The organism is Williamsia sp. M5A3_1d, assembly GCF_053345315.1.
Window position 1 is genome coordinate 1,554,178 of sequence record NZ_JBKEZX010000001.1, and the last position, 25,377, is coordinate 1,579,554.

Sequence of the window (25,377 nt, forward strand, 5' to 3'; positions counted from 1 at the left end):
GGAGACCGCGGAGAAGGTCAGGCGTTACGCGCGGTGTCGATGCCCAGCGACATCCCCGCGAGTCCCCGGCGACGGACGGCGAGACGTTGCGCCACCTCACGCAGCGCTGCTCCGGCGGGGGACGTCGGATCGGACAGCACGAGAGGCACACCGTTGTCCCCGCCCTCGCGCAGCGCCGTCTCCAGCGGGATCGAGCCCAGCAGCGCGACGTCGGATCCGACCGCGCGGGTGAGTCGTTCGGCCACCAGTGCGCCGCCGCCGGAACCGAACGGTTCGATGCGGCTGCCGTCGGGCAGTTCCATCCACGACATGTTCTCCACCACGCCGGCGATCTTCTGGCGTGTCTGCAGGGCGATCGCGCCGGCGCGCTCGGCGACCTCGGCGGCGGCCTGCTGCGGGGTGGTGACGACGAGGATCTCCGCCCCGGGGATGAGCTGCGCGATGGAGATGGCGATGTCGCCGGTGCCCGGCGGCAGATCGAGGAGCAGCACGTCGAGATCGCCCCAGTAGACGTCGGCGAGGAACTGCTGCAGGGCGCGGTGCAGCATCGGTCCACGCCACACGACCGGGGTGTTGCCACTGGTGAACTGGGCGATGGAGATGAACTTCACGCCGTGCGCCATGGGCGGCATGATCATCTTCTCGACCTGCGTGGGCTTGGCGTCGTTGCCCATCATGCGCGGCACCGAGTGGCCGTAGATGTCGGCGTCGAGGACACCCACGGTGAGGCCGCGCTCGGCGAGGGCGGCGGCGAGGTTCACCGTGACGCTCGACTTGCCGACTCCGCCCTTGCCCGAGGCGACGGCGTACACGCGGGTCAGCGATCCGGGTTGGGCGAACGGGATCACCGGTTCGGCACGGTCGCCGCGCAACGACTTGCGGAGTTCGGTGCGCTGCGCGTCGTCCATCACGTCGAGTTCCACGCGCACCGCGCCGACGCCGGGGACGTCGGAGGCGGCGGTGGTGACACGCTCGGTGATCTCGGTACGCAGGGGGCAGCCCGACGTCGTGAGGTAGATCCCGATGTCGACGCTGCCGTCGGCGGCCACGGTCACCGACTTCAGCATGCCGAGGTCGGTGATCGGTTTCCCGATCTCGGGGTCGGTCACCTTCGCCAGGGCGGTGCGGATCGCGGATTCGGTGTCGTCGTTCATCGCCACCCAGCGTATCCGCTGGGTGGCGGCCCCCTTCGCCGCCGGTGGGCGAGCGGGCGACGCGGTTCTACTGCGCGATGGCCAGCGACGGCGTGGGGCGCAGGGTGAGCGAGCGGATCACGCACGGTCCGGAAGGCGGGGCGGCGGCGGTCAGGGCGCCGTTCAGCTCGCCCGCGAGTCCGATCGGGCCACATCGGGTGCCGAGGGCGTCGACCCCCACACCGGCGATCTCGATGCCGGTCGGACCGGTCGGCGTGATGGTCCACGGGAGCGCGGCGGTGCGGGCGATGCCGCACAGCGGGTTCGGGCCGCTCAGCACGGCCCTGCTGACGGTCGCCGACGTGCCGTCGGGCGCGACGGTCACCGTGAGGTCGGCGGTGCACGACACCGGGCCGGCCGGCGAGGTCACCGCGATCGTGGCCGGGACCTCGAAGGCGGCCTTGACCGCGCGCAGACGTGCGGTCGGCGGCGGGGTGGTCGCCCCGGGTGCGCCCGGGGTCACCGAGGGGCCCGGCGCGCCCGACTGCGGGTTCGGGGCGCCGGGAGCTGCGGGGGTGGCCGGGGCAGGGCGTTTGACCTCGAGGACCGAGGCGGTGGGCACCGCGCCCGTCGCGTAGGCCAGAGCCCAGGTCAGCACGTTCGAGACGTACTCGAGCGAGTTGTTGTACCGCAGGACAGCGGCGACGCGGTGCTGCGGCGCCATGATGTCGCTGACCCCGGCGCACAGGTACCGGCCCGCCGAGTACGTGGCGTCGAAGATGTTGTTCGGGTCGGCCCGGCCGTCGCCGTTGGCGTCGGATCCCCAGGCCGCCCAGGTGCTGGGGATGAACTGCATCGGACCCATCGCCCGGTCGTGGGTGGGGTCGCCGTCGATGGCACCGCGGTCGGTGTCGGTGATGACCGCGTTGCCCGCGAGGCTGCCGTCGAGGACCGGACCGGCGATGGGGTTGATGGTGGTGCCCGAGGCGTCGACCGATCCGTCGCCGGCGTGCCCGGACTCGATCCGGCCGATGCCGGCGAGGAGGAACCACGGCAGCTTGCAGGTGGCGTTCTCGGCGCCCACGCGGTCGGCGGCGAGCTTGTAGGCGCGCAGCATGATCCCCGGGATCCCGAGCGGGCCCGAGGGGAGAGCGGGTGCGAGGGTGCGCACACCGGCGGCGACGACGCCCGCCCCCGCCGCGGCTCCTGCGGGCACGGCGGGCGGGGCGAAGCCGAGCGAACGGGGGCCGACGTCGACGATCGCGGCGGCCGGGGTCACCTCGGCGGCCGCGAGGGCCGATGCGGGTTGACGTTGTGCGCTGGAGGTCGCGGCACCGAGGACGAAGACGCCGACCAGCAGTGTCGCGACACCCATCGGTACGTAGCGGCCGGCGTTCATGGGGGGCCGCGCCGCACGCCCCCGGCGACCGGACTCGCGGGCGCGTTGTCGGGCCAGAGCCGCGTCGATGACACCTCGGGACTGCACAGGGGTACCGCTTTCTCACACACGAGTTCGCCGACGGGACAGTCGACTTCGACGGTGGCATGTCGTTCTGTGCTCGGTCGGTACCGTCCCCGGACCGGGCTGTGACCCACGATACATATGGGACGAGCGTGCGGGAGGCGAACGGTCAGGAACGCGGGCTTCGACGGTGATCGGTGTCGGACACGTCCGCGGTCTCCGGGTCGCGCAGTGCCGCGCGCAACTCGGTGAGGAGGTCGTCGAGTTCGCGCCGCAGGTAGTCGCGGGTCACGGTGTCACCGACGGCGAGACGCACCGCGGCGAGCTCGCGCGCCAGGAACTCGGTGTCGGCCTTGGTCTGCTCCGCGCGCATCCGGTCTTCCTCGAGCGCCACCCGGTCGCGGTTCTCCTGGCGGTTCTGGGCCAGCAGGATCAGCGGTGCGGCGTAGGCGGCCTGGGTCGAGAAGGCCAGGTTGAGCAGGATGAAGGGGTAGGGATCCCACTGGATGCTCAGCGCCACGAGGTTCAGCGCGATCCACACGATCACCACCACGGTCTGGATCGCGAGGTAGCGACCCGTGCCGAGGAACCGGGCGAGACGTTCGCTGTACACACCGACGATGTCGGCGTCGAGGTGGAACGGCAGGCGACGACGGCCCTTCGTCGGGGTGTCGAGGCGGCGTCCGCCCCTCGCTCCGGAATCGGGGCTCACGACAGACCTCCCCGGACCCTGGTACGGCGTGCGACGACGGTGTCGTCGTCGTAATTCTCGTTCTCGCGCCAGTCCTCGGGGAGGAGATGGTCGAGGAGGTCGTCGACGGTGACCGCGCCGAGGAGGTGCCCCTCGTCGTCGACGACGGGTCCGCACACCAGGTTGTAGGTGGCGAAATAGCGGGTGACCGCCTCGAGCGAGTCCTCGGGTCCCAGTCGTGCGAGATCGGTGTCGAGGATTCCGCCGACGAGGTCGGCCGGCGGTTCGCGCAGCAGCGCCTGCAGGTGCACGCACCCGAGGTACTTGCCCGTCGGTGTGGCCGTCGGGGGACGCACCACGAACGTCAGACTGGCCGACGCCGGGGTGAGGTCGGGGTTGCGGGCCCGGGCGAGGGCCTCGGCGATGGTGGTGCTCGCCGTGACGATCAGCGGCTCGGGTGTCATCAGGCCGCCGGCGGTGTCGGGGGAGTGCGACAGCAACCGTCGCACCGGTGCGGACTCCTCCGGGTCCATCAGCTGCAGGAGGGCCTCGGCCTCGGTGTCGGGCAGCTCGCCGAGGAGGTCGGCGGCGTCGTCGGGATCCATCGCCTCGAGGACGTCGGCAGCACGATCGACCTCCATCCGACCGATCAACTCGGTCTGGTCGTCGACGGGGAGCTCCTGGATGACGTCGGCGAGTCGCTCGTCGTCGAGAGCGCCGGCGATCTCCTGGCGCCGTTTGGACGGCAGTTCGCGCAGCGCGTTGGCGACGTCGGCCGCGCGCATGCCCTCGAACTGCGAGAGTGCCTGTGTCACACCCTGTCCGGGCTGTTCGAGGCTGCTGTGGGTGAGTCCGCGTACCGACGACCACCCCACCACGTGGGTCTCGCCGCGTCGGCCGAGTCGTGAACGGGTACCGCGGAGGGCGACCCGGGAGATGACCCAGTCGCGGGTGCGGTTGCGCTCGATCCCCAGATCCACCACGTGCATGTCGGCGCCGGCGAGTTCGGGGAGGTCGGGGTCGACGACCTGGACGCGGCTGTCGAGGATCTGCCCGATCGCCAGCGACTCGCCGGGTCGCAGGTTCAGTCGACGCATGCTGACGGTGCCGGTGTTGAGGTTCACCGATGTCGGTTCGATGCTGGTGACCCGCAACATGGGCACGAAGATGCGCCGTCGGGTGCTCAGTTCGACGGCCAGACCGAGTGCTCGCGGCGGCGCCGAGTCGAAGCGCAACGACAGGACGAGATCGCGCACACGCCCGATCGACTCGCCGTCGGGACCGAGGACCGCGAGGCCCGCGAGCCTGGCCACGAACACCTTGCTCACTGCTGCCATGGCTGACAGGGTAGTGCGAGCCCTCGGCTGGTCGGCGTGGTGTGTCGATGAAGACACCTGGGCCGCCCGTGATGCCGGGATACCGACCGCGATGCCGGAATCGAAGGACCCGTGGCGTCGTCGACGTGACGGGAGGACGCCATGCAGCGGGCTGATCCGCGGGGCGTGTTGCGCAGATCGGTGCTGGCCGTGCCGGGCAGTTCGGTGGCCATGCTCACCAAGGCGCGCGCCCTGCCGGCCGACGAGGTGTTCTGTGACCTCGAGGACGCGGTGGCCCCCGACGCGAAGGTCGCCGCCCGCGCCGCCGTCGTCGACGCCCTCACCGCGTCGGACTGGCGGGCCCCGCGACGGGCGGTGCGGGTCAACGCGTGGTCGACGCCCTGGACCCACGCCGATGTGATCGACGTCGTCGCCGGTGCGGGCGCCCACCTGGACTCCGTGGTGCTGCCCAAGGTCGGTCGGGGTGCCGAGGTGATCGCGCTCGACCTCCTCCTGACCCAGCTCGAGCAGATCCACGACCTGCCCGTCGGCGCGATCGGCATCCAGGCCCAGATCGAGGACGCCGGTGCACTGCGCCGGATCGACGAGATCGCCACGGCCAGTACGCGTCTGGACGCACTGGTGCTGGGCCCGGCGGACATGTCGGCGAGCCTGGGCATGCGCACCCTGACCACCGGGGAGCAGCCGCAGGGCTACACCCTCGGCGACGCCCATCACCATGTGCTGATGAGCGTGCTCGTCGCCGCCCGCGCGCACGGTCTCGCCGCCGTCGACGGACCGTATCTGGCGTTCGACGCTCCGGATCGGTTGCGCGCCATCGCCTCTGCGGCCGCAGCGCTGGGATACGACGGCAAGTGGGTCATCCACCCGTCACAGATCGACGTCGTCAACGGCGTCTTCACGCCCCGCCAGACCGACTACGACGCCGCCGAGGACCTGCTCGACGCGTACGCCGCGGCCACGTCGACGGCCGGTGGAGCCCGCGGCGCGGTGCGCCACCGCGGTGAGATGATCGACGAGGCGAGTGCGGCGATGGCGACCGCGCTGGCACGGACGGGACGCGCCGCCGGTCTCACCCGTACGCCGGCGGACGACGGCCGCACCACCGAGAACGACACCAGCAGACCGCGATGACGAAGGGCACCACATGACGAACCCGATCCGACCCGGTGGGCGCGAGGCCCAGGGGTTGCCGACACCCCCGTCGGGCTGGCCCATCGGCTCCTACCGCACCTACGCCGAGGCGCAGAAGGCCGTCGACTACCTCTCCGACGCGCAGTTCCCCGTGCAGGACGTGACGATCGTCGGTGTCGATCTCATGCAGGTCGAGCGTGTGCTGGGGCGACTCACCTGGGGCAAGGTCATCGGGGGCGGTGTCGCCTCGGGTGCGTGGCTCGGACTGTTCTTCGGTCTGCTGCTGAGCCTGGTCGTCACGGGCAGCATCGTGGTGCCCATCGCCTTCGGCATCATCGGTGGCATCGTCTTCGGCGTCATCTCGACGTCGATCCCCTACGCCGCCACCCGCGGCACCCGCGACTTCGCCTCCACCATGCAGTTGGTGGCAGGTCGTTATGACGTGATCTGCGATCCCAAGAGCGCGCCGCAGGCGCGCGATCTGTTGGCCCGTACCACCATCTGAGGTCCGGATGTGCCCGTTCGGGCATCCGGGGGACCCCGCGGGCTCGATTCCGACACGAGTTGGCACGTTCATGCCGAATGTGTTGCGAGTCACGAATTGCCACCTATAACGTATCGCCTCAGGCATTCGAAGGTGCACGCCGAGAATTCACGCGTGCGCTCCGGTCGCAAGGAGGCGTACGTGGCGGGCATGAGACACACCAGCGGGAGCGGTAGGCGGGCGAAGTTCGCCGTCGCCGCCCTCGCGGCCGCAGCGGTCGTGCTCCCGGCGGTGAGCGCGTGCGGATCCGGGTACACCCCCCGGACCCTCAACGCGTACGCACCGGCCGACGGGTACTCGTTCATCGACCAGGTCGGCAAGAAGTGCAGCGCCGCCTCGAACGGCGAGTACAACATCGTCACCCACGCGCTGCCCAAGGCTGCCGACGACCAGCGACTGCAGCTCGCGCGGCGTCTCGCGGGCAACGACGCCGGACTCGACCTCATGGGCATGGACGTCGTATGGACCGCCGAGTTCGCCGACGCGGGATGGCTCGAACCGGTTCCGCAGGACCTGGTCTCCGACATCACGAAGAACTCGTTGCCCGGACCGCTGGCCACCGCGGAGTGGAAGACTAACGACGACAACGCCAAACGGCTCTACGCCATCCCGACCTGGACCAACACCCAGTTGCTCTGGTATCGGCCCGACGTGCTGAAGCAGTACCTCGGACGCACCACCCCGCCGTCGACGTGGGACCAGGTGCTCAGCGACACCGAGACCATCCGCTCCAAGGGCGGACCCAGCTACATCATGGTGCAGGGCAAGCAATATGAAGGCCTCATGGTGTGGTTCAACACGTTGCTCAGCAGCGCCGGTGGCGAGGTCGTCGACCCCGACGACCCGACCAAGGTGACGCTCAACGACACCCCCGAGCACCGCGCGGCGACCGAGAAGGCGTTGGAGATCATGCGCGCCATCTCGGTGGCGCCGGGTCGCGACCCGTCGCTGAGCAACAGCGACGAGGGCTCGGGTCGCCTCGGTATGGAGAACGGTCTCGCGGCGTTCGAGATCAACTACCCCTTCGTGTTCCCCAGCATGCGGACCAACGCCGCCGCCGGTGACGTGGATTTCTTCCCCGAGATGGCCCAGCGGTACGGCAAGCTCTTCGCCGACCCCGACAACCCGCCGCCGGACTCCGAACTCGGACCGGTCAACGCCTTCGTGCGCACGAAGTTCGACTTCGGTCGGTACCCGGCGGTCAACGCGGGCAGCCCGGCGAAGGTGACCGTCGGTGGCGTCAACCTGGCCGTGGCCAGCACCTCGAAGCAGAAGGCGTTGGCGTTCAAGGCCGCAGCGTGCCTGACGAACTCCGACGCGCAGAAGGTGTACTCGATCAGTGGTGGTACACCGCCCACCATCTCGTCGATCTACGACGATCCCGATTTCAAGCAGACGTACCCGATGGGTGACGACATCCGGGCGCAGCTCGAGTCCGACGCCTCGTCGAACCGTCCGGCATCGCCTGTCTACCAGGCGATCTCGACACTGCTGGTGGCCAAGTTGAGTCCTCCCGGGGGACTCGACCCGAAGAGTGGGGTGGATGTGCTGGCCGAACAGGTCCGCAAGGCGATCGACGGCGAAGGGTTGATCCCATGACGACGGCTGACGGGGATCTCACCGGCGGAGCCGGCTCCGCGCCGCGGGGACGGCACGCCCGCCCCGAACGTGTCGGTGTGACAACGACTCCGACCACCGGTGGCTCCGGATCGACGGCGGTGGCGCGTGACGTGCCTCCACCGAAGAACGCCAGCGCCGGCAAGAAGGCCGACCGCCGACTCGGTATCATGCTCGTGGCGCCGGCCGCGATCGTGATGCTCGTGGTGACCGGCTACCCCATCGTGTACTCGATCTACCTGAGCCTGTTCAAGGCGAGTCTGTCGGCGCCGGGTGAGAACGAGTTCGTCTGGTTCACCAACTACGTGACCGCGCTCAGCGACAGCTACTGGTGGACCGCCTTCGGGGTGACCCTGGGAATCACGGTGGTGTCGGTGGCGATCGAGTTCGTCCTCGGACTCGCGATCGCACTCGTCATGCACCGCACCATCTTCGGCAAGGGGTTGGTGCGCACCGTGGTGTTGATCCCGTACGGCATCGTCACGGTCGCGGCGGCGTTCTCCTGGTACTACGCCTGGACCCCGGACACGGGATACCTCGCGAACCTGCTCCCCGACGGCACCGCACCGCTCACCGAGCAGCTCCCGTCGCTGGCGGTCATCATCCTCGCCGAGGTGTGGAAGACGACGCCGTTCATGGCGCTGCTGCTCCTCGCCGGTCTCGCCCTCGTCCCCGACGACCTCCTCAAGGCCGCCCAGGTCGACGGCGCCGGTGCGTGGACGCGATTGGTCCGCATCACCATCCCGTTGATGAAGCCCGCGATCCTCGTGGCCCTGCTGTTCCGCACGCTCGACGCGTTCCGCATCTTCGACAACATCTACGTGTTGACGAAGGGCTCCAACACCACGTACTCGGTGTCCGTCCTGGGCTACGACAACCTGTTCAAGGCATTCAACCTCGGCGTCGGATCGGCGGTGTCGGTGCTCATCTTCCTGACCGTCGCCATCATCGCCGCGTTGTTTATCAAGGGATTCGGTGCGTCGGCGCCGGGATCCGAATCCGAGGGGCGGTAGGCACCGATGAATCAGACGCTCTCCAAGAAGGTCGGCTGGTCGGTCATCAACCTGCTCGTGGTGCTCTACGCCCTCGTGCCGGTGTTGTGGATCGTGAGCCTGTCGCTCAAGCCCCCGGGCCAGGTGACCGACGGCAACTTCATCCCGAAGAGCTTCACGTTCGAGAACTACAAGGGCATCTTCGACACCAGTACGTTCACCAGTGCGCTCATCAACTCCATCGGCATCGGACTGATCACCACGGTGCTCGCGGTGCTGCTGGGCACTCTGGCCGCCTATGCGGTTGCGCGCCTGGATTTCCCGGGGAAGAAGGTGTTCGTCGGGGCGGCGCTGTTGATCGCCATGTTCCCGCAGATCTCCCTGGTGACACCGCTGTTCGACATCGAGCGAAAACTGGGCCTGTTCGACACCTGGCCCGGCCTGATCCTGCCGTACATCACCTTCGCCCTGCCGCTGGCGGTCTACACGCTCTCGGCGTTCTTCCGTGAGATCCCCTGGGAGCTCGAGAAGGCGGCGAAGATGGACGGCGCCACCCCCGCCCAGGCGTTCCGTAAGGTGATCGCACCGCTGGCCGCGCCGGGCATCGTGACCGCTGCCATCCTGGTGTTCATCTTCGCCTGGAACGACCTGCTCCTCGCGATCTCGTTGACGTCGACGGAGAGGTCGATCACCGCTCCGGTGGCGATCCAGGGCTTCACGGGCAGCTCGCAATTCGAGGAGCCGACCGGGTCGATCGCGGCCGCAGCCGTGGTGATCACCATTCCGATCATCATCTTCGTACTGTTCTTCCAACGTCGAATCGTTGCCGGCCTGACCTCCGGCGCTGTGAAGGGATAGACCATGGCCGACATCGTTCTGGACAAGGTGAGCAAGCAGTACCCGGACGGCTCGCTGGCGGTCAGCGAGGTGAACATCGAGATCGCCGACGGCGAGTTCATCATCCTCGTGGGCCCCTCGGGCTGCGGTAAGTCGACGACGCTGAACATGATCGCCGGCCTCGAGGACATCTCCTCGGGTGAGCTGCGCATCGGTGGCAGCCGCGTCAACGAGAAGGCTCCGAAGGACCGTGACATCGCCATGGTCTTCCAGAGCTACGCGCTCTATCCGCACATGACGGTGCGCGACAACATCGCGTTCCCGCTGACACTCGCGAAGCTGTCCAAGTCCGAGATCGCCGCGAAGGTCGACGACGCCGCGAAGATCCTCGACCTCGGTCAGTACCTGGATCGCAAGCCCGCCAACCTGTCCGGCGGTCAGCGCCAGCGTGTGGCGATGGGACGCGCGATCGTGCGCGACCCCAAGGCGTTCCTCATGGACGAGCCGCTGTCGAACCTCGACGCGAAACTCCGTGTGCAGATGCGTACCGAGATCTCTCGGCTGCAGCAGCGCCTCGGCACCACCACGGTGTACGTCACCCACGACCAGACCGAGGCCATGACCCTCGGCGACCGCGTCGTCGTCCTCCGTGGTGGGCACGTGCAGCAGATCGGGTCACCGCAGGAGCTCTACGCACACCCGGCCAACCTGTTCGTGGCGGGCTTCATCGGTTCACCGGCGATGAACTTCATCCCCGGCACCCTGGCCGGCTCGACGGTGCAGACCGCGCTCGGCGACATCACCGTGCCCGACCACCAGCGTGCGGTGGAGACGGCCCGTTCGGTCGGCAGCAACGGGGAGGTGTTGGTCGGCATCCGGCCGGAGCATTTCGAGGACGCCCGCCTGCTGGACCAGACGGCGCTGCGTGCCGGGGGCACGTTCTCGGCACGTGTCGAGGTCCTCGAGTCGATGGGGTCGGACAAGTACGCGTACTTCACCGTCGAGGGTCAGCGCGCGTCGAGTTCGGCGCTGGCCGAGCTCGCCGCCGACTCCGGCGCGGACTTCGGTTCCAACCAGCTCATCGCGCGCCTGTCGCCGGAGTCGTCGATCGCCAAGGGCACCACGGCCGAATTGTTCTACGACGCCTCGAAGGTGGCGCTGTTCGACCAGTCGAGCGGGCACAACCTGCTCGGTTGAGCCGCCCGAACACCCGTCGTCGCGGCGATCTCAGCTGCGGCGACGGGGGGCGATCGCGCGTAGCTCGTCGATGATCGACTCGTCCCAGATGTGTTTGCGCACCAGTCGATACCGTTCGCACGCCAGCCACATGTAGAGTTCGGCGTCGCTGTCGACCCCGGACAGCACCCCGGCCCGGCGGCCCATGCGGACGACCGGGAGGAACTCCTCACCGAACCATCGGCGCGCGACCTCGCCGCGGCTGAGGAACTCGCCCACCTCCTGGCTCAGCCGGAATCCCCACGCCTCGACGTTCTCGGCCAGCTCGGCGTAGTCGAACGGGTCGGCGACGGTGATGGCGTCGGCCTGCTTGCCGACGAGGGGGACCCGCGCGAGGAACAGGCGACGATGGTCTTTCAGCAGCAGATCCGACGGGGCGTTGATCCCGTCCGGTGAGATGCGCGTGTGGATCTCGGTGACGTAGGCGTCGATGGTCTTGAGGTGACGCGCGATGGCGATGGAGACGCGGTGGTGTCCGTCGACCACGAAATGCATCGACCCGACCCGGTACAGCACGATGGGGGGCATCGCCTCCCCCCGACGCTGGGCGGCGGCCAGTCGTTGCCAACGCTGCCTGATCCGCGCCGACGTCGGACGGAAGTAGCGATCGAAATCCCGTGTGCGGTCGACGCTCCCGACGATCGACGACACCTCGACCACGACCAGTCCGATCGAGGTCTCGCCGGTACGGCCCAGCGCGGCCACGACCTCGTCGAACGGGAGGATCGTGTTGACGTCGGCGGGGGCGCGGGTGAACCAGGCCGACAATCGGGCGAGTTCGGCCTGACGGCGGAGACGGCTGAAGTCGTTCTCGGCGTCCGCGTCGGGGAACCCGGTGTCACGAGCCATGTCTGCGCCTCCGAACGGTGATCCCCGTACCCCCGGCATCGATGTCGAACACCGTGTAGCCGACCGTGTTGAGCGACAACGTGGTCCCGGTCCGCGTCACCGGGATCTGGTGATCGCGGGGGGCCTGGCCGTACGGGTGGATGTGTCCGTGGATGAGCGCTTGCGGCCGCAGCCCCTCGACGAGGTTGACCAGACACAGGAACCCGAGGTGGGGGCCGTCGGTCCCGTCCCCGTAGCCGCGTGCCGGACTGTGGGTGAGGAGGAGATCGACCGGGGCGCCGGCGCCCGCGCGCCCACGGAGGCGACCGATCCGGTCGGCGACCCGATGACCCCACAGCAACCTGTCCGCGCGACGGCGCTGCGCACTCTCGCGGTACTGGTTGGGTCCGTCGTTGTAGCGGATCGAACCCCCGAGACCCGCGATGCGTAGTCCGGCGACGGTCACCACCCGGCCGTCGGCGTTGACCGCGCCGGCCGGTCCCGGATCGGTCGCGGGAAGCCCGGCCCGTGTCCAGCCGGAGCGACCGCGGTGGAACCCCGCGAGGTCGCGGTCGTGGTTGCCGGGCACGAACACACACGGCGCCCCGCTGCGTGTGGACAACGTCTCGAGGTAATCGAAGGGCAGGTCGCCGGCGCCGAGGATGAGGTCGGGGGCGAGCTGCTCGACGAGGCCGTGGGTGAGTCCGTCGACCACCTCGTCGGCCACCGCCAGCACCCGCACCATGCGACGAGGCTACCGCGCGCGGTGGGTGCGGCCGGTGACCGATGGTGTTCACTCGTAGGCGATGAGCACCTCAGTCACCGACCGGGTCACCGACCATCTCCGCACCGCACTCCCCGGCGACCCGCAGCGCGCCTCGGTCACCTTTCTCGGTGTCGAGGCCATCGACGTCCTGCGGTTCACCGACGTCGACGCGGGTGACGTCGTCTTCGCGTCGGTCGGTTGTTCCCGGCATCCGATGGCCGATCCCACCGACCTCGGCGCCGACCCGGTCCGCGGACCCCGCGCCGAGATCGTCGTCCGCATGCACGCGGGCGACCCCCTGGTGGACCTGCACCGCAGCGTGGCGCTGCTCGCCGCGACACCGTCGGTGGAGGGCGTCGTCCTGCTCGCGGACGCGTTGATCGACCTGGGCGAACCCCTGTGGTCGGGGTCGGCCTGCACCGCGGTCGTGCTCTCGGCCGACGAGATCGGGGACTGTTCTCTCGACGACCCGATGTCGCCGGTCACGTTTCTGCGCGCGATCCCGATCACCGGAAACGAGGCGGCGTGGGTGCGGCTGCGCGGTGTCGAGGAACTGCGTCGCGCGTGGGACGAGGCGGGTATCGACGTCGCCGACGTGCGCCGCGTCTCGGCCACCCCCGGTCGGGCCTGAGGTCAGAGCCAGTGGTTGCGCCGGAAGGTGCGCCACAGCCCGACGGACACGACCGCGAGAAACGCGAGCACGCAGTAGTAGAAGTAGTGCCAGTGCAATTCGGGCATGTTGTCGAAGTTCATGCCGTAGATGCCCGCGACCATCGTGGGGACCGAGGCGATGGCCACCCACGAGGTGATCTTGCGCATGTCGGTGTTCTGCTGGATGGCGACCTTCGCCGACGCCGCCTCGAGAAGCGACGTGAGGACCTCGTCGAAGGTGGAGATCTGCTCGACCGCGCTGGTGTGATGGTCGGCGACGTCCCGCATGTACCGCCGGACCTCCTTGGGGCACAGGTCGTTGTCGGAGGAGGTGAGGCGTTGCAGCGGGACCGTCAGCGGCGCCACCGCTCGACGCAGTTCGGTCATCTCGCGTTTGAGCAGGTAGACCGAGTCGATGTCGATCGCACCGCCGGGGGAGAAGATGGCCTCCTCGATCGCGTCGACGTCGTGTTCGACGGCCGCGGTGACATCGAGATAGGTGTCGACCACGTGGTCGGCGATCGCGTGCATCACCGCGTAGGGGCCGAGGGCGAGCCGGTCGGGTCGGTTCTCGAGGTACTGACGGACGCCGGCGAGGTGGGTGAAGTCGCCGTGCCGCACCGTGATGACGAAGTTCTTCCCGACGAAGATCATGATCTCGCCGGTCTCGACCACCTCCTTGGTGGTCGCGAGCGACGCATGCTCGACGTATTTGACCGTGCGCAGAACGATGAACTGGGTGTCGTCGTAGCGCTCGAGTTTCGGGCGCTGGTGGGCGTGGACGGCGTCCTCCACCATCAGCTCGTGCAGGCCGAAGGTCTCGGCGACACCGGCCATCTGCTGATCGTCGGGCGCGTGCAAACCCACCCACACGTACCCCTCACCGGTGGCGCTCACCTCGGCGAGTGCCTCGCTGTAGGAGCGACGACCCGACATGCGCCGGCCACCGACGTAGACCGCGCAGTCGACGACCGCCCGTGCCGCGGGGATGGGTACCCGGGGGCGGGGCGCTCCACCCCCGGAGGGACGCAGCGATGGCAACGACGGCATGGTCTTCAACCTCCTCGGCCTCGGGCGTGACTGTCTCGCGGCATCATCGTACGGCGGGCCGTCTCGGCTAGCGTGGACGCCGTGATCGCCCACCGAGCCCCTGACGTGTCGTACCGCCGCCGGGCCCGGGACATGTCGGTGCTGGTGTCGCTGCTCGCGGTGCTGACGGTCGTCGTGGGCTGCTCGTCGTCGGTGTCGGGGCCCGATCGCGCACTCGTCGTCGGTACCGGCCCGGGGACGGCGCCGACGATCGCCGCGGACATCTACGCAGAGGTCCTGCGCCATGAGGGGGCCGATGTGCGGACCGATCTGGTGACGGGCTCTTACCGGAAGCTCCTCGATGATGTCGACGCGGGGACGGTCGACCTGTTCGGCGCGTTCAGCGGGTCACTGTTGTCCACCCTGGCCCCCGGCTCGACCGCGACATCCACCGACGCCGTCTATGACGACCTCAACCGCGCACTGCCGCAGGGGGTCTCGGTCGGCGACCCGACGACCGTGGTCGACCAACTGCAGGTGGTGGTCGCGGCGCGAACGGCCTCGGAGGCCGGTGTCGACGAGTTGTCGGAGTGTTCGCGGCTGCCCGCGGATCTCCCGGTGGTGAGCGACCGCACGCCCGACGACGGCACGTTGGCCGCGCTGGCCGCGGTGGGATGTCGGTTCGGGCCGTTCCGCCGGGTCGCCGACGTCGCAGCGGTGACCGCCGAGGTCACCTCGGGACGAGCGGTGGGTCTGGTGTCGACACTGTCGAGCGCGGGGAACGACGCCGCGTTGACGGTCCTCGCCGACAAGAAGCAGGCGTCTTCCGACGCCCGCGCCACGGCCCCCTCCACCGATGACACGCCCGCGTCCGGTGATCAACCGGCGATCCAGGCCCAGAACCTCGTCCCGGTCTTCGCCACCGCCGCACTCGACCGCGACCTCATCAAGGCGGTCAACAAGGTCGCCGGCGAACTCACCACGGCCGACCTCGCCGCGATGGCGCAGAAGGTCTCGGCCGGCGAGGCCACCGCAGCAGCGGTGGTCACCGACTGGCTCTCCGAACACAGTCTCTGACGTGACGACCGAGCCGACGGTGGGTGTGACGTGGTGGGGGCATTCGACCCTCACCGTCGTCGACTCCGGGGTGCGGGTGCTCACCGACCCGGTCCTCACCGCAGGCGTCGCACACCTGCGCCGTCGCCGTGGGCCCGTCCCGGCCGCAGCGGCCCGTGACGCCGACGTCGTGGTGGTGTCGCACCTGCACTCCGATCATCTGCACGTGCGATCACTGGCGATGCTCGATCCCGGCATCCCCATCGTCGTCCCCGAGGGAACACGCGCGGCAGTGCCGGGCCTGATCCGCCTGCGCGGTCGCGACATCCGCGAGGTGACCGTCGGTGACGTGGTCGACGTCGGCGGGGTCGAGATCAGGGCGGTCCCGGCGCGACACGACGGTCGCCGCCACCCGTTGGCGCGGCATTCGGTCGATCCGCTCGGTTTCGTGGTGTCCGGTGCGGCCCGCACCTACTTCGCGGGCGACACCGATCTCTTCGACGGCATGGCCGAGGCGGTCGGCGACTGCGATCTCGCTCTGTTGCCGGTCGGCGGTTGGGGTCCGGGACTCGGTGAGGGCCACATGGACGCCGAGCGGGCCGCCGTCGCGGCGGGTGTGCTGCGTGCGCGCCATGCCGTACCCGTCCACTTCGGCACCCTGTGGCCGATCGGCCTCAGTGCGGTGGCACCCGATGAGTTCCTCCCGCCCGGAGCCGATTTCGTCGCCGCGGCCGGGGCCGCCGCACCCGAGACCAGCACCCACGAGCTCGAGCCCGGGCAGTCCCTGTCGGTGTGACCCTGTCAGTCCGAGCGGGCGCTGACGCTCGCCATGGTCCGCCGAGTGCGCTCGAGCAGACGTCGGCGTAGCACCCAGATGGGAAACGGTTTGCCGCTGCGCAGTTTCCGCAGCATCCGATACCGGTCGTAGAGCGTCACGATCAGCGAGATGAGGAGCAGGAAGAACAGGGCGGGCACCGGCTGGATCGATGCACCACCGGGGGTGGGGAGCAGAACGAGCGCGACCACCACGCCGGCGTTGATCGCGGACACGGCGACGAACTGGGAGATCGTCGACGTCCACTCCGTGCCGCGGCCGGCGATCCAATGACTCACGACGGAGTTGGAGACGATCAGGATCGCTGTGGTGACGACGATCTGGGTGTTCGACGCACGGACGCCGGGCAGGATCTGGGCGAAGATCAACAGGAGCATCGACACCAGCACGATCTTCTCGATCAGCGGTCCGCGGAGGAAGGCGCTCTGCGAGGCGCGTATGTCGGCGGGTACGCGCGCGACGTTGCCGCCGCGGGTGCGTGCCGACACGGCGAACCCGAAAGGCCAGTCACCGGTGGGAAGGTGACGCGTGGCGCGACGTGCCGCGAGCCCGAGCAGCACGACGACGGCCGCGGCGAGGAGGAGCACCCACGGCCGGCCACCGATCGCCGTCGTCCACCTGTCGTGGAGTCCGGCACCGAACACCGTCGTCTTGAGTTCGTCGGTCACGTCGAGCTCGGCGATGTGCAGCCACCATTCCTGCGGCAGCTTCACGATGACCCAGATCCCGGCGGCCAGGGCCAGCAGTGCCCGTCGGCGCATGCGGGTCGGGGCCCAGCGGCACCGGATCACCTCATAGGCGATGAAGAAGTACTCGAAGGTGTTGGGGAACACCAGGAGCAGCCACCGGGAGTCGCTGAACTCGAAGGCGACGACACCGACGAGGCGGTAGTAGAACAGGAATCGCGCGATGCCGAAGGCGAAGGGGTCAGACCAGTTCTGCAACGTCGACAAGTACGCGATCGCCAGGTAGTAGACGTCGAGGGCTTTGTCGTAGGACTGGTAACCGGAGATGTCGAGACCCGGCACCTGTTGGAAGATGGTCTGATCCACCGCGTCGAGCACCAGCGCCGCGATGATCGCGGGCACCGGGAACTTCGGGATGAGCAGGGGGACCAACAACCGTCCGGCCACGACGAGAAGGACGACGGCTGTACCCACTGCGACACCCTATCCCGGGTGTGGCGCAGGTCAGGCGTGGAGCCGCGTGCGCAGGAACGACCCGAGGTGGTCGACGGCGTCGGCGGCCTCGGCGAGCATCCCCGCCTGCTGATGGCCGACATGCCACAGACGGTCGAACTCGAGCAGGTCGACGTCGACGTCGGATGCGCGCAGCTTCTCGGCGAACCGGATCACCTGCGCGTACAGCGCCTCTCGGCGACCGATGTGGATCACCGTCGGTGGCAGTCCGGTGAGGTCGCCGTGCAGGGGTGCGTATCCGGGATCGGTGGGATCGCCGCCGCCGAGGTACGCGTCGGCGCAGAACCGCGACCATCCGCGGTTGACGACGGAGTCCGTGGACCACGTCTCGTGGGTGTCGTCGCCGGGATCGACCCACGGCGAGATGAGGCCGAGTGCCGCGGGTGTGATCCCGTGGTCGTCGACGAGTCGACGAGCGGTCGCCACCGACAGCCCACCACCGGCCGAGTCGCCGGCGATGGCCAGCCGATCCGGTGAGTGGCCGTGGTTGTCGACGAGATCGAGGTAGGCCGCGACCGCGTCGACGACGGCGGCCGGATATGGATCCTCCGGCGCCAGTCGGTAGTCGATGAGATGGACTGCGGCGCCGGTGACCGCGGCCAGATGCGCGCCGAGATGCCGGTGGGAGTGCGGCGAGCCCAGGGTGTAGCCGCCGCCGTGCAGGAACAGCACGGCGGTGTCGGTCTCCGTGGCGCCCACGGTCACCCGCTCGGTCGGTCGTCCGCCGACGGTGAGCGTCCGGACGACGGTGTCGCGGGGGAGCGGTTCGATGTCGAGTGCGCGGTCGGCCAATGCGCGCTGGGTCGACAACGGCAGCCGCGGATGCAGCATCGCCCGGTACATGATCCGGGTGAGCGGTTCCACCACACCGATGGGCAGCGTGGGACCGGCGGGACGGTACGTCATCGGGTCAGCGGGGTTTGAGGGTCGCGCCGGCCGCCTTGGCGACCACCGGCATGTACTTCGGGCCGAGGACGCGGACGAGCTTGTCGAGGAACTTCGCGTCGGAGCCGACCAGGATGCGTGGCTTGTCCTTCTCCACCCCGGCGATGATGATCGACGCCGCCTTGGCCGAACTCAGACGGGCCAGCTTCTTGTCGAACAGCGCGGCGAACTGCGCCGCGTCGGACCCTTCGTTGACGGTGGCGTTGCGGGCGATGGCGGTCTTGATGCCACCGGGGTGCACGCACGAGACCGACACCGGATACCCGGCCAGGCGCATCTCCTGGATGAGGGACTCGGTGAAGCCGCGGACGGCGAACTTCGCCGCGTTGTAGGCGCTCTGGCCCGGGGTCGACAGCAGACCGAACAGTGACGATGTGTTGACGATGTGCCCGTCGCCGGAGGCGATCAGATGCGGCAGGAACGCCTTGGTGCCGTTGACCACACCCCAGTAGTCGACATCCATGATCCGCTCGTAGGTCTTGAACTCGGTCAGCTCGACCTCACCGTGATGGGCGATCCCCGCGTTGTTGAAGATCGCGTTGACCTTGCCGAAATGCTCGACGACCGTGTCGGCGTATTCGAGCACCGCCTCGCGCTCGGCGACGTTGAGCAGCTGCGAGTGCACCTGCGCGCCCTTCGCCTCGAGCAGCTTCTTCGTCTCCTCGAGTCCGGTCGGGTTCATGTCCGAGATCGCCACGCGCGCACCCTTGTCGGCGAGCTGTAGCGCGAGATCGCGTCCCATGCCCGATGCCGCTCCGGTCACGACGACGACCTTGCCTGCGAAGTTCTTCATGGTGGTGCCTCTCAGGAGTTGACCGTCGCGGGGCTGCGATCGGACGTGCCCGCGGTGTCCGCGCGACTGGTGTCGTAGGCGGCGATGTCGAAGTTCCTGGTCGCCTTCCGGAAGTTGAACGTGAACCCGGGCCAGAGCGTGGTGATGTTACCGAACTCGTCCTTGTACCAGCTCGCGCAACCGCCGTTCTCCCAGACGCTGGTCGACAGCGTCTTCTGGAGGTTGGAGTTGTAGACCTTCTGGTCGGCGGCGCGCACCTCGGTGCGTGCGATCTTGTTGCGCTCGGTGGTCTTGAGGAAGTCGATCAGGTAGTTGAGCTGCGACTCGATCATGAACACCATCGAGGTGTGGCCGAGACCCGTTGCGGGGCCGACCATCAGGAACATGTTGGGGAAGCCGTGCACCATCGCGCCCTTGTAGGCGCTCATGCCGCCACGCGCCCACACCTGCGCCAGGCTCTCGCCGTCCTTGCCCACGATGTGTTCGAAACCGGGGGAGTCGGTGACGTGGAAGCCGGTGGCGACGACGATCGCGTCGACATCGCGCACGGTGCCGTCCTTCGTGACGATCCCGGTCGGGGTGACGTGGTCGATGCCGTCGGTGACGACGTCGACGTTGTCCTGTCCCAGCGCCGGGTAGTAGGTGTTCGACAGCAGGATGCGCTTGCAGCCCACCTTGAACTTCGGGGTGACCTTGGCGCGCTTGACCGGATCGGCGATACCGCGGCGGATGTTGGCCTTGCCCGCGGCGTGTGCCGGACGCAGGACATCGGGGCGGTGGGTGAGTCCGTAGGACACCAGCTCGTGTGCCAGGTAGATCCCGGTGCGCGACAGGCGCTGAGCACCGGGGATCGTGCGGAACAGCCAGTGCTCGAAACGCGTGTACTCGCGGTCGGCGCGGGGGAGGACCCACGGCGCGGTGCGCTGGTAGACGTCCATGTGGCCGATCTTCGGCGCGAGCTCGGGGATGATCTGGATGGCCGAGGCGCCGGTGCCGATCACCGCGACGCGCTTGCCCCGCAGGTCGGCCTCGTGGTTCCACCGCGCGGAGTGGAAGATCTCGCCGGCGAAGTCGCCGATGCCGTCCACATCGGGCAGTCGGGGCTCGCAGAGGGGACCGATGGCACCGATGAGGATCTCGGCCCGGACCTGCGTGGCGCCGGTGTCGGGGTGGGTGGTGTCGACGATCCAGCGGTTCGCCTTCTCGTCCCACCGGGCGTCGGTGACCTCGGTGCCGAACCGGGTGCGACGCGCCAGGTCGTACTTCGTGGCCACGCGATTGATGTAGGCGTGGATCTCGGCCTGCTTCGAGAACGACCGCGACCACTCGGGGTTGAGCTCGAACGAGTACGAGTAGAGGTGTGACGGCACGTCACAGGCGGCACCGGGGTAGGTGTTGTCGCGCCACGTACCACCGAAGTCCGACCCACGGTCGAGGATCAGGAAGTCCTCGAACCCGTTCTGCTGCAGCTTGATCGCTGCGCCCAAGCCGGAGAAGCCGGCACCGATGATGGCGATCTTGACATCGTTCATGGGTAAGATCTTACATGCTATTGACGACCCGTCAATAAGCTATTGCCCCAGTTCAGTACACTTCGCTCATGACCCAGGCCAAGCGCACCCGGATGAGTCCGGAGGCGCGCCGCGAGCAGTTGATCGAGCACGGCATGTCCATGCTCGCCGACCGCCCGTTGGACCAGGTCAGCATCGACGCGATCGCGGAATCGGTGGGTGTGTCGCGGGCGCTGCTGTTCCACTATTTCGAGTCCAAGCACGACTTTCACGTCGCGATCGCGCGGGAGCAGAGCCGGCAGATGCTGGCACGCACCGAGCCGGACATGACCCTGGGGGATCCGCTCACCATCCTGCGTCAGTCGATGTCGGAGTTCGTCGACTACGTGTCGGCGAACCGACACGTCTACCTGACCCTGTTGCGGGGGGCGGTGGGTGCCGACCCCGCGATGCAGCAGGTCTTCTCCGACACCCGTTCGGTGATGGCGCAGCGCGTGCTGGATCAGGCAGGCAGCCTCGACATGGCGGTGACCCCGCTGGTCCGCATCGCGGTCGACGGGTGGATGGCGTTCGTCGAGGAGGTGGTCGTCGCCTGGTTGACCGGCGACGACGACATCGACCGCGACAAACTGCTCGACCTGATCACGTCGTCGCTGCCGCTGCTCGCGGCAGCGGCAGCGGACGACTGATCAGATCAGGCGATCACTTCCCGGTGTCGAAGGCCCGGTCGATGATCTCCTGCTGCTCGACGGCGTGGACCTTGCTCGAGCCCGACGACGGCGCGGACATCGCACGGCGTGACACGCGCTTGAGTGCACCGAAGTACTCGGGCAGCACCTCGGGGAGATGCAGACCGAAGAACGGCCACGGCCCCTGGTTGGCCGGCTCCTCCTGTACCCAGAAGAACTCCTGCACACCCGGGTACTGCTCGAGAACCTGACCGAGTCGCCGGTGCGGGATCGGGTAGAGCTGTTCGATGCGCACGATCGCGATGTCGTCGCGACCGTCCTTCTCCTTGCGGGCGGCGAGCTCGTAGTAGAGCTTGCCGCTCACCATCAGCACGCGGGTCACCTTGTCGCGCACCTTCTGATCGGTGATCGACGGGTCGTCGATGACCGACTTGAACTTGCCCTCGGTGAAGTCCTCGACGGGGCTGACCGCAGCCTTGTTGCGCAGCATCGACTTCGGGGTGAACACCACGAGCGGGCGGCTGATCCCGTCGAGGACGTGACGCCGCAGCAGGTGGAAGTAGCTCGCCGGGGTCGACGGCAGCGCGACGGTCATCGAGCCCTCGGCGCACAGCTGCAGGAACCGTTCGATGCGTCCAGAGGTGTGGTCGGGGCCCTGGCCCTCGTGGCCGTGCGGGAGCAGCAGCACCACGTCGGAGAGCTGTCCCCACTTGGCCTCGCCGGAGGAGATGAACTCGTCGATGATCGACTGAGCGCCGTTGACGAAGTCGCCGAACTGCGCCTCCCACAGCACGAGGGAGTCGGGGTCGCCGACGGAGTAACCGTATTCGAAACCGACGACGGCGAACTCGCTGAGCGCGGAGTCGTAGGCGTTGAACCGACCACCGGCGTTGTCGCCCTCGGTCTGCACCAGCTGGTTCAGCGGGGTGTACTCCTCGCCGGTCTTGCGGTCGATGATCACCGAGTGCCGCTGACTGAACGTCCCGCGCCGGGAGTCCTGGCCGGAGAGTCGGACCCGCCGACCGTCGGCGACCAGGGAGCCGAACGCGAGCAGCTCCGCGAACGCCCAGTCGATGTTGCCCTCTCGGGACATCTCCTGGCGGCGGGTGAGCACCGGCTTGACGCGCTGGTGGACCGAGAAGCCCTCGGGTACATTGCCGAACGCGTCGCCGATGGCCTCGACGGTCGCGCGGTCGATGCCGGTCATCAGCTTCGTCGGCAGGGTCTGATCCGACTCGACCGACGGGCTGGGCGCCGCCTGGTACTTCTCGAGTTCCTTGACCTCGTTGAAGACCCGCTCGAGCTGACCCTGGTAGTCGCGCAGCGCGTCCTCGGCCTCCTTGGTGGAGATGTCGCCGCGGCCGATCAGTGCCTCGGTGTAGCTCTTGCGTACGCCGCGCTTGGTGTCGATGACGTCGTACATCGCCGGCTGCGTCATCGACGGGTCGTCGCCCTCGTTGTGTCCGCGACGGCGGTAGCAGACGAGGTCGATCACGACGTCCTTGTGGAACTCCTGGCGGTAGTCCACGGCGAGCTTGGCCGCCCACACGCACGCCTCCGGGTCGTCGCCGTTGACGTGGAAGATCGGCGCACCGATCATCTTGGCGACGTCGGTGCAGTACTCCGACGACCGCGAGTGCTCCGGTGCCGTGGTGAAGCCGACCTGGTTGTTGACGACGATGTGCACGGTGCCGCCGGTCTGATAGCCCGGGAGCATCGCGAGGTTGAGCGTCTCGGCGACCACTCCCTGACCGGCGAACGCGGCGTCACCGTGGAGCATCAACGGCAGCACGGAGAACACGCCGTCGCCGCGGTCGAGCAGGTCCTGCTTGGCGCGCACGAGACCCTCGAGGACCGGGTCGACGGCCTCGAGGTGCGACGGGTTGGCGGTGAGCGAGACGTTGATCTCGTTCTCGCCGAACATCTGGTAGTACTTGCCCTCCGCCCCGAGGTGGTACTTCACGTCGCCCGAACCGTGCGCCTGCGACGGGTTCAGGTTGCCCTCGAACTCCGAGAAGATCTTCGAGTAGGGCTTGCCGACGATGTTGGCCAGCACGTTGAGGCGACCGCGGTGGGGCATGCCGACGACGACCTCGTCGAGTCCGTGCTCGGCGCTCTGGTCGATCACGCCGTCCATCATCGGGATGACGGTCTCGGCGCCTTCGAGGGAGAAGCGTTTCTGCCCGACGTACTTGGTCTGCAGGAACGTCTCGAACGCCTCGGCGGCGTTGAGCTTGCTCAGGATGTACTTCTGTTCGCCCACAGGCGGTTTGGAGTGCTTGATCTCCACGCGCTCCTGCAGCCACTGCTGCTGCTCGGGCTCGAGGATGTGGGTGTACTCCACCCCCACGTGCCGGCAGTACGCGTCGCGCAGCACCGACAGGATGTCGCGGAGCTTCATCGTGTCCTGGCCGTGGAAGCCACCGACCTTGAAATCGCGGTCGAGATCCCACAGCGTCAGGTCGTAGGTCAGGACGTTGAGATCGGGGTGCGCCGCGCGGGCGTCGGAGTCGATCATCAGGGGGTCGATGTCGGCCATGAGATGGCCTCGATTGCGGTACGCGGCGATCAGCTCGAGCACGCGTGCGTTCTTGTCGACCGACGGCGAGGCGATGTCCTTGCGCCAGCGGATCGGCTCGTACGGGATGTGGAACGCGGTGAAGATCTCGTCGAAGAACGCGTCGTCGAGAAGCAGGTTGTGGATGGTGCGCAGGAAATCGCCCGACTCGGCGCCCTGGATGATGCGGTGGTCGTAGGTCGAGGTCAGCGTCATCAGCTTGCCGACGCCCATCTCGGCGATCCGCTCGTCGCTCGCGCCCTGGAACTCGGCCGGGTACTCCATCGCGCCGGCGCCGATGATGGCGCCCTGACCCTTCATCAGGCGCGGCACCGAGTGCACGGTGCCTATGGTGCCGGGGTTGGTCAGCGAGATGGTGACCCCGGCGAAGTCGTCGGCGGTGAGCTTGCCGTCGCGCGCGCGGCGCACGATGTCCTCGTACGCGGCGTGGAACTCACCGAACTTCATCGTCTCGGTGTTCTTGATGGCGGCGACGACGAGCGACCGGCTGCCGTCCTTGCCGGGCAGGTCGATGGCCAGGCCGAGGTTGACGTGCGCGGGGGAGACCGCGTTGGGCTTGCCGTCGACCTCGGCGAAGTGCCGGTTCATGTTCGGGAACGACTTGACCGCCTGCACGATCGCGTAGCCCAGGATGTGGGTGAACGAGATCTTGCCGCCGCGGGTGCGCGCGAGGTGGTTGTTGACCACGACGCGGTTGTCGATCATCAGCTTCGCGGGGATCGCGCGGACGCTGGTCGCGGTCGGGATCTCCAGCGACAGCGCCATGTTCTTGGCCACCGCGGCCGCGGCACCGCGCAACACCTTGGCGGTGTCCTCGGCGGGAGCCGATCCGTTGTCGGCGGGCTTGCCCCCGGTCGACGCCGAGGCCTTCTTCGCCGCGCCGTTCGAGCTCGAACCCTTGTCGGCGGCGCCGTTCTTGCTCGCGCCGTTGCTGGAGCCCTTGTCACCCGAGGCGGTGCCCTTGTTCGGGTTCGGTGCCTGTGCCACGGCCTTCTCGACCGGGACGGTCTTGGTGACCGGTGCGGTACGGGTCGGCGGCGGTGTCGCATCGCTGCCCGCGGAGCTGTCGCGGCTCTCGATGGCCTGCCCCGAGGCGGCCTTGGTCGCGGGCGCCTCGCTCACCCCGTTCGAGCGGGCTGACGACGCCTCCATCGACGAGGACGACCGGGCGCCGGCGGGCGCCTTCGAGGTCGGGGTTGCGTTGCCCGACTTCGCCTTCGAGCCCGAACCGTTCGTCGCGACGCCGTCGTCGGACGTCTTGGGTGTGTAGGTCTCGAGGAAGTCGTGCCAGCTCCGGTCCACCGAGTCGGGGTCGGCGCGGAAGCGCTCGTACATCTCCTCGACCAACCACTCGTTCTGTCCGAAGTCTGAAACCGAACTACTGCTCACGGCAGAATCTCGCCTCTATTCCCTGATCGTCTGTTCGTCGTCGTGCACCGTGGTCGTCTCGGCGTGAGGTCCGGAGCACACCCGTCGAACGCGTGCGACCGAACGCGTGCGGCCCCATGGGACAA

21 protein-coding genes and 1 pseudogene are annotated in these 25,377 nt (G+C 68.4%); 10 read left to right on the plus strand and 12 right to left on the minus strand.

Annotated elements, in window-relative coordinates:
- Positions 1 to 17: 17 nt before the first annotated feature.
- The 4 genes from ACLBW1_RS07270 to ACLBW1_RS07285 form a co-directional block, all read right to left on the minus strand.
- Entirely contained in the window at positions 18 to 1,154 is a 1,137-nt protein-coding gene (locus ACLBW1_RS07270) for an Mrp/NBP35 family ATP-binding protein (protein WP_447810991.1), read from the minus strand.
- Between the two features lie 67 nt (positions 1,155 to 1,221).
- Positions 1,222 to 2,619 carry a lytic murein transglycosylase gene (locus tag ACLBW1_RS07275; protein ID WP_447810993.1) on the minus strand — a complete coding sequence of 466 codons (1,398 nt, stop codon included), beginning with the start codon at positions 2,617 to 2,619 and terminating at the stop codon, positions 1,222 to 1,224.
- A 145-nt stretch (positions 2,620 to 2,764) separates the two neighbouring features.
- Positions 2,765 to 3,307 (minus strand): DUF1003 domain-containing protein, encoded by a 543-nt coding sequence (locus ACLBW1_RS07280; protein WP_447810995.1) that lies wholly within the window; start codon positions 3,305 to 3,307, stop codon positions 2,765 to 2,767.
- The gene (locus ACLBW1_RS07285) at positions 3,304 to 4,623 is read right to left on the minus strand and encodes a magnesium transporter MgtE N-terminal domain-containing protein (protein WP_447810997.1); all 1,320 of its coding nucleotides are present in this window, start codon (positions 4,621 to 4,623) and stop codon (positions 3,304 to 3,306) included. Before ACLBW1_RS07285 ends, ACLBW1_RS07280 begins: the two co-directional genes overlap by 4 nt.
- Before the next feature lie 141 nt (positions 4,624 to 4,764).
- On the opposite strand from ACLBW1_RS07285, the gene ACLBW1_RS07290 reads away from it, so the two are divergent.
- The 6 genes and pseudogenes from ACLBW1_RS07290 (at position 4,765) to ACLBW1_RS07315 (ending at position 10,944) form a co-directional block, all read left to right on the plus strand.
- Positions 4,765 to 5,757, plus strand: a complete 993-nt coding sequence (locus tag ACLBW1_RS07290; protein ID WP_447810999.1) for an HpcH/HpaI aldolase/citrate lyase family protein — start codon at positions 4,765 to 4,767, stop codon at positions 5,755 to 5,757.
- Between the two features lie 13 nt (positions 5,758 to 5,770).
- On the plus strand, positions 5,771 to 6,262 hold the full coding sequence (locus ACLBW1_RS07295) for a general stress protein (protein WP_447811001.1): 492 nt from the start codon (positions 5,771 to 5,773) through the stop codon (positions 6,260 to 6,262).
- A 189-nt stretch (positions 6,263 to 6,451) separates the two neighbouring features.
- Positions 6,452 to 7,684: pseudogene (locus ACLBW1_RS07300) on the plus strand (extracellular solute-binding protein); the annotation flags it as partial.
- Between the two features lie 77 nt (positions 7,685 to 7,761).
- Positions 7,762 to 8,931 (plus strand): carbohydrate ABC transporter permease, encoded by a 1,170-nt coding sequence (locus tag ACLBW1_RS07305; protein WP_447811191.1) that lies wholly within the window; start codon positions 7,762 to 7,764, stop codon positions 8,929 to 8,931.
- 6 nt (positions 8,932 to 8,937) lie between these two features.
- Positions 8,938 to 9,768, plus strand: coding sequence for a carbohydrate ABC transporter permease (locus ACLBW1_RS07310; protein ID WP_447811003.1), 831 nt, complete (start codon positions 8,938 to 8,940; stop codon positions 9,766 to 9,768).
- Positions 9,769 to 9,771: 3 nt separating this feature from the next.
- The gene (locus ACLBW1_RS07315; protein ID WP_447811004.1) at positions 9,772 to 10,944 is read left to right on the plus strand and encodes an ABC transporter ATP-binding protein; all 1,173 of its coding nucleotides are present in this window, start codon (positions 9,772 to 9,774) and stop codon (positions 10,942 to 10,944) included.
- 30 nt (positions 10,945 to 10,974) lie between these two features.
- Here the strand turns inward: ACLBW1_RS07315 and ACLBW1_RS07320 are convergent, their stop codons facing one another.
- Positions 10,975 to 11,832 (minus strand): chromosome partitioning protein ParB, encoded by an 858-nt coding sequence (locus ACLBW1_RS07320; protein ID WP_447811006.1) that lies wholly within the window; start codon positions 11,830 to 11,832, stop codon positions 10,975 to 10,977.
- Positions 11,822 to 12,556, minus strand: a complete 735-nt coding sequence (locus ACLBW1_RS07325) for a metallophosphoesterase family protein (RefSeq protein ID WP_447811008.1) — start codon at positions 12,554 to 12,556, stop codon at positions 11,822 to 11,824. The genes ACLBW1_RS07320 and ACLBW1_RS07325 overlap by 11 nt, the downstream gene beginning before the upstream one ends.
- A 61-nt stretch (positions 12,557 to 12,617) precedes the next feature.
- Here ACLBW1_RS07325 and ACLBW1_RS07330 point away from each other — a divergent pair, with 61 nt between their 5' ends.
- Entirely contained in the window at positions 12,618 to 13,208 is a 591-nt protein-coding gene (locus ACLBW1_RS07330; protein ID WP_447811010.1) for a suppressor of fused domain protein, read from the plus strand.
- Between the two features lie 2 nt (positions 13,209 to 13,210).
- On the opposite strand, the gene ACLBW1_RS07335 is transcribed toward ACLBW1_RS07330, so the two are convergent.
- Positions 13,211 to 14,278: a magnesium and cobalt transport protein CorA gene (locus tag ACLBW1_RS07335; protein ID WP_447811012.1), complete on the minus strand. Its 1,068-nt coding sequence runs from the start codon at positions 14,276 to 14,278 to the stop codon at positions 13,211 to 13,213.
- 81 nt (positions 14,279 to 14,359) lie between these two features.
- On the opposite strand from ACLBW1_RS07335, the gene ACLBW1_RS07340 reads away from it, so the two are divergent.
- On the plus strand, positions 14,360 to 15,334 hold the full coding sequence (locus ACLBW1_RS07340) for a glycine betaine ABC transporter substrate-binding protein (RefSeq protein WP_447811013.1): 975 nt from the start codon (positions 14,360 to 14,362) through the stop codon (positions 15,332 to 15,334).
- 1 nt (position 15,335) lies between these two features.
- Complete coding sequence (locus tag ACLBW1_RS07345; RefSeq protein WP_447811015.1) at positions 15,336 to 16,109, plus strand: MBL fold metallo-hydrolase; 774 nt, start codon at positions 15,336 to 15,338, stop codon at positions 16,107 to 16,109.
- A 5-nt stretch (positions 16,110 to 16,114) separates the two neighbouring features.
- Here the strand turns inward: ACLBW1_RS07345 and ACLBW1_RS07350 are convergent, their stop codons facing one another.
- The 4 genes from ACLBW1_RS07350 to ACLBW1_RS07365 are packed head-to-tail and all read right to left on the minus strand — an operon-like array spanning position 16,115 to position 20,617.
- Positions 16,115 to 17,308 (minus strand): hypothetical protein, encoded by a 1,194-nt coding sequence (locus tag ACLBW1_RS07350; RefSeq protein WP_447811017.1) that lies wholly within the window; start codon positions 17,306 to 17,308, stop codon positions 16,115 to 16,117.
- A 30-nt stretch (positions 17,309 to 17,338) separates the two neighbouring features.
- A complete protein-coding gene (locus ACLBW1_RS07355; protein ID WP_447811019.1) occupies positions 17,339 to 18,253 on the minus strand; it encodes an alpha/beta hydrolase in 915 nt (304 codons plus the stop codon).
- A gap of 4 nt (positions 18,254 to 18,257) precedes the next feature.
- Positions 18,258 to 19,085 (minus strand): SDR family NAD(P)-dependent oxidoreductase, encoded by an 828-nt coding sequence (locus ACLBW1_RS07360; RefSeq protein ID WP_447811021.1) that lies wholly within the window; start codon positions 19,083 to 19,085, stop codon positions 18,258 to 18,260.
- 11 nt (positions 19,086 to 19,096) lie between these two features.
- On the minus strand, positions 19,097 to 20,617 hold the full coding sequence (locus ACLBW1_RS07365) for a flavin-containing monooxygenase (RefSeq protein WP_447811024.1): 1,521 nt from the start codon (positions 20,615 to 20,617) through the stop codon (positions 19,097 to 19,099).
- A gap of 68 nt (positions 20,618 to 20,685) precedes the next feature.
- On the opposite strand from ACLBW1_RS07365, the gene ACLBW1_RS07370 reads away from it, so the two are divergent.
- A complete protein-coding gene (locus ACLBW1_RS07370) occupies positions 20,686 to 21,285 on the plus strand; it encodes a TetR/AcrR family transcriptional regulator (RefSeq protein WP_447811026.1) in 600 nt (199 codons plus the stop codon).
- 13 nt (positions 21,286 to 21,298) lie between these two features.
- On the opposite strand, the gene ACLBW1_RS07375 is transcribed toward ACLBW1_RS07370, so the two are convergent.
- On the minus strand, positions 21,299 to 25,252 hold the full coding sequence (locus ACLBW1_RS07375; RefSeq protein WP_447811028.1) for a multifunctional oxoglutarate decarboxylase/oxoglutarate dehydrogenase thiamine pyrophosphate-binding subunit/dihydrolipoyllysine-residue succinyltransferase subunit: 3,954 nt from the start codon (positions 25,250 to 25,252) through the stop codon (positions 21,299 to 21,301).
- Positions 25,253 to 25,377 lie beyond the last annotated feature (125 nt).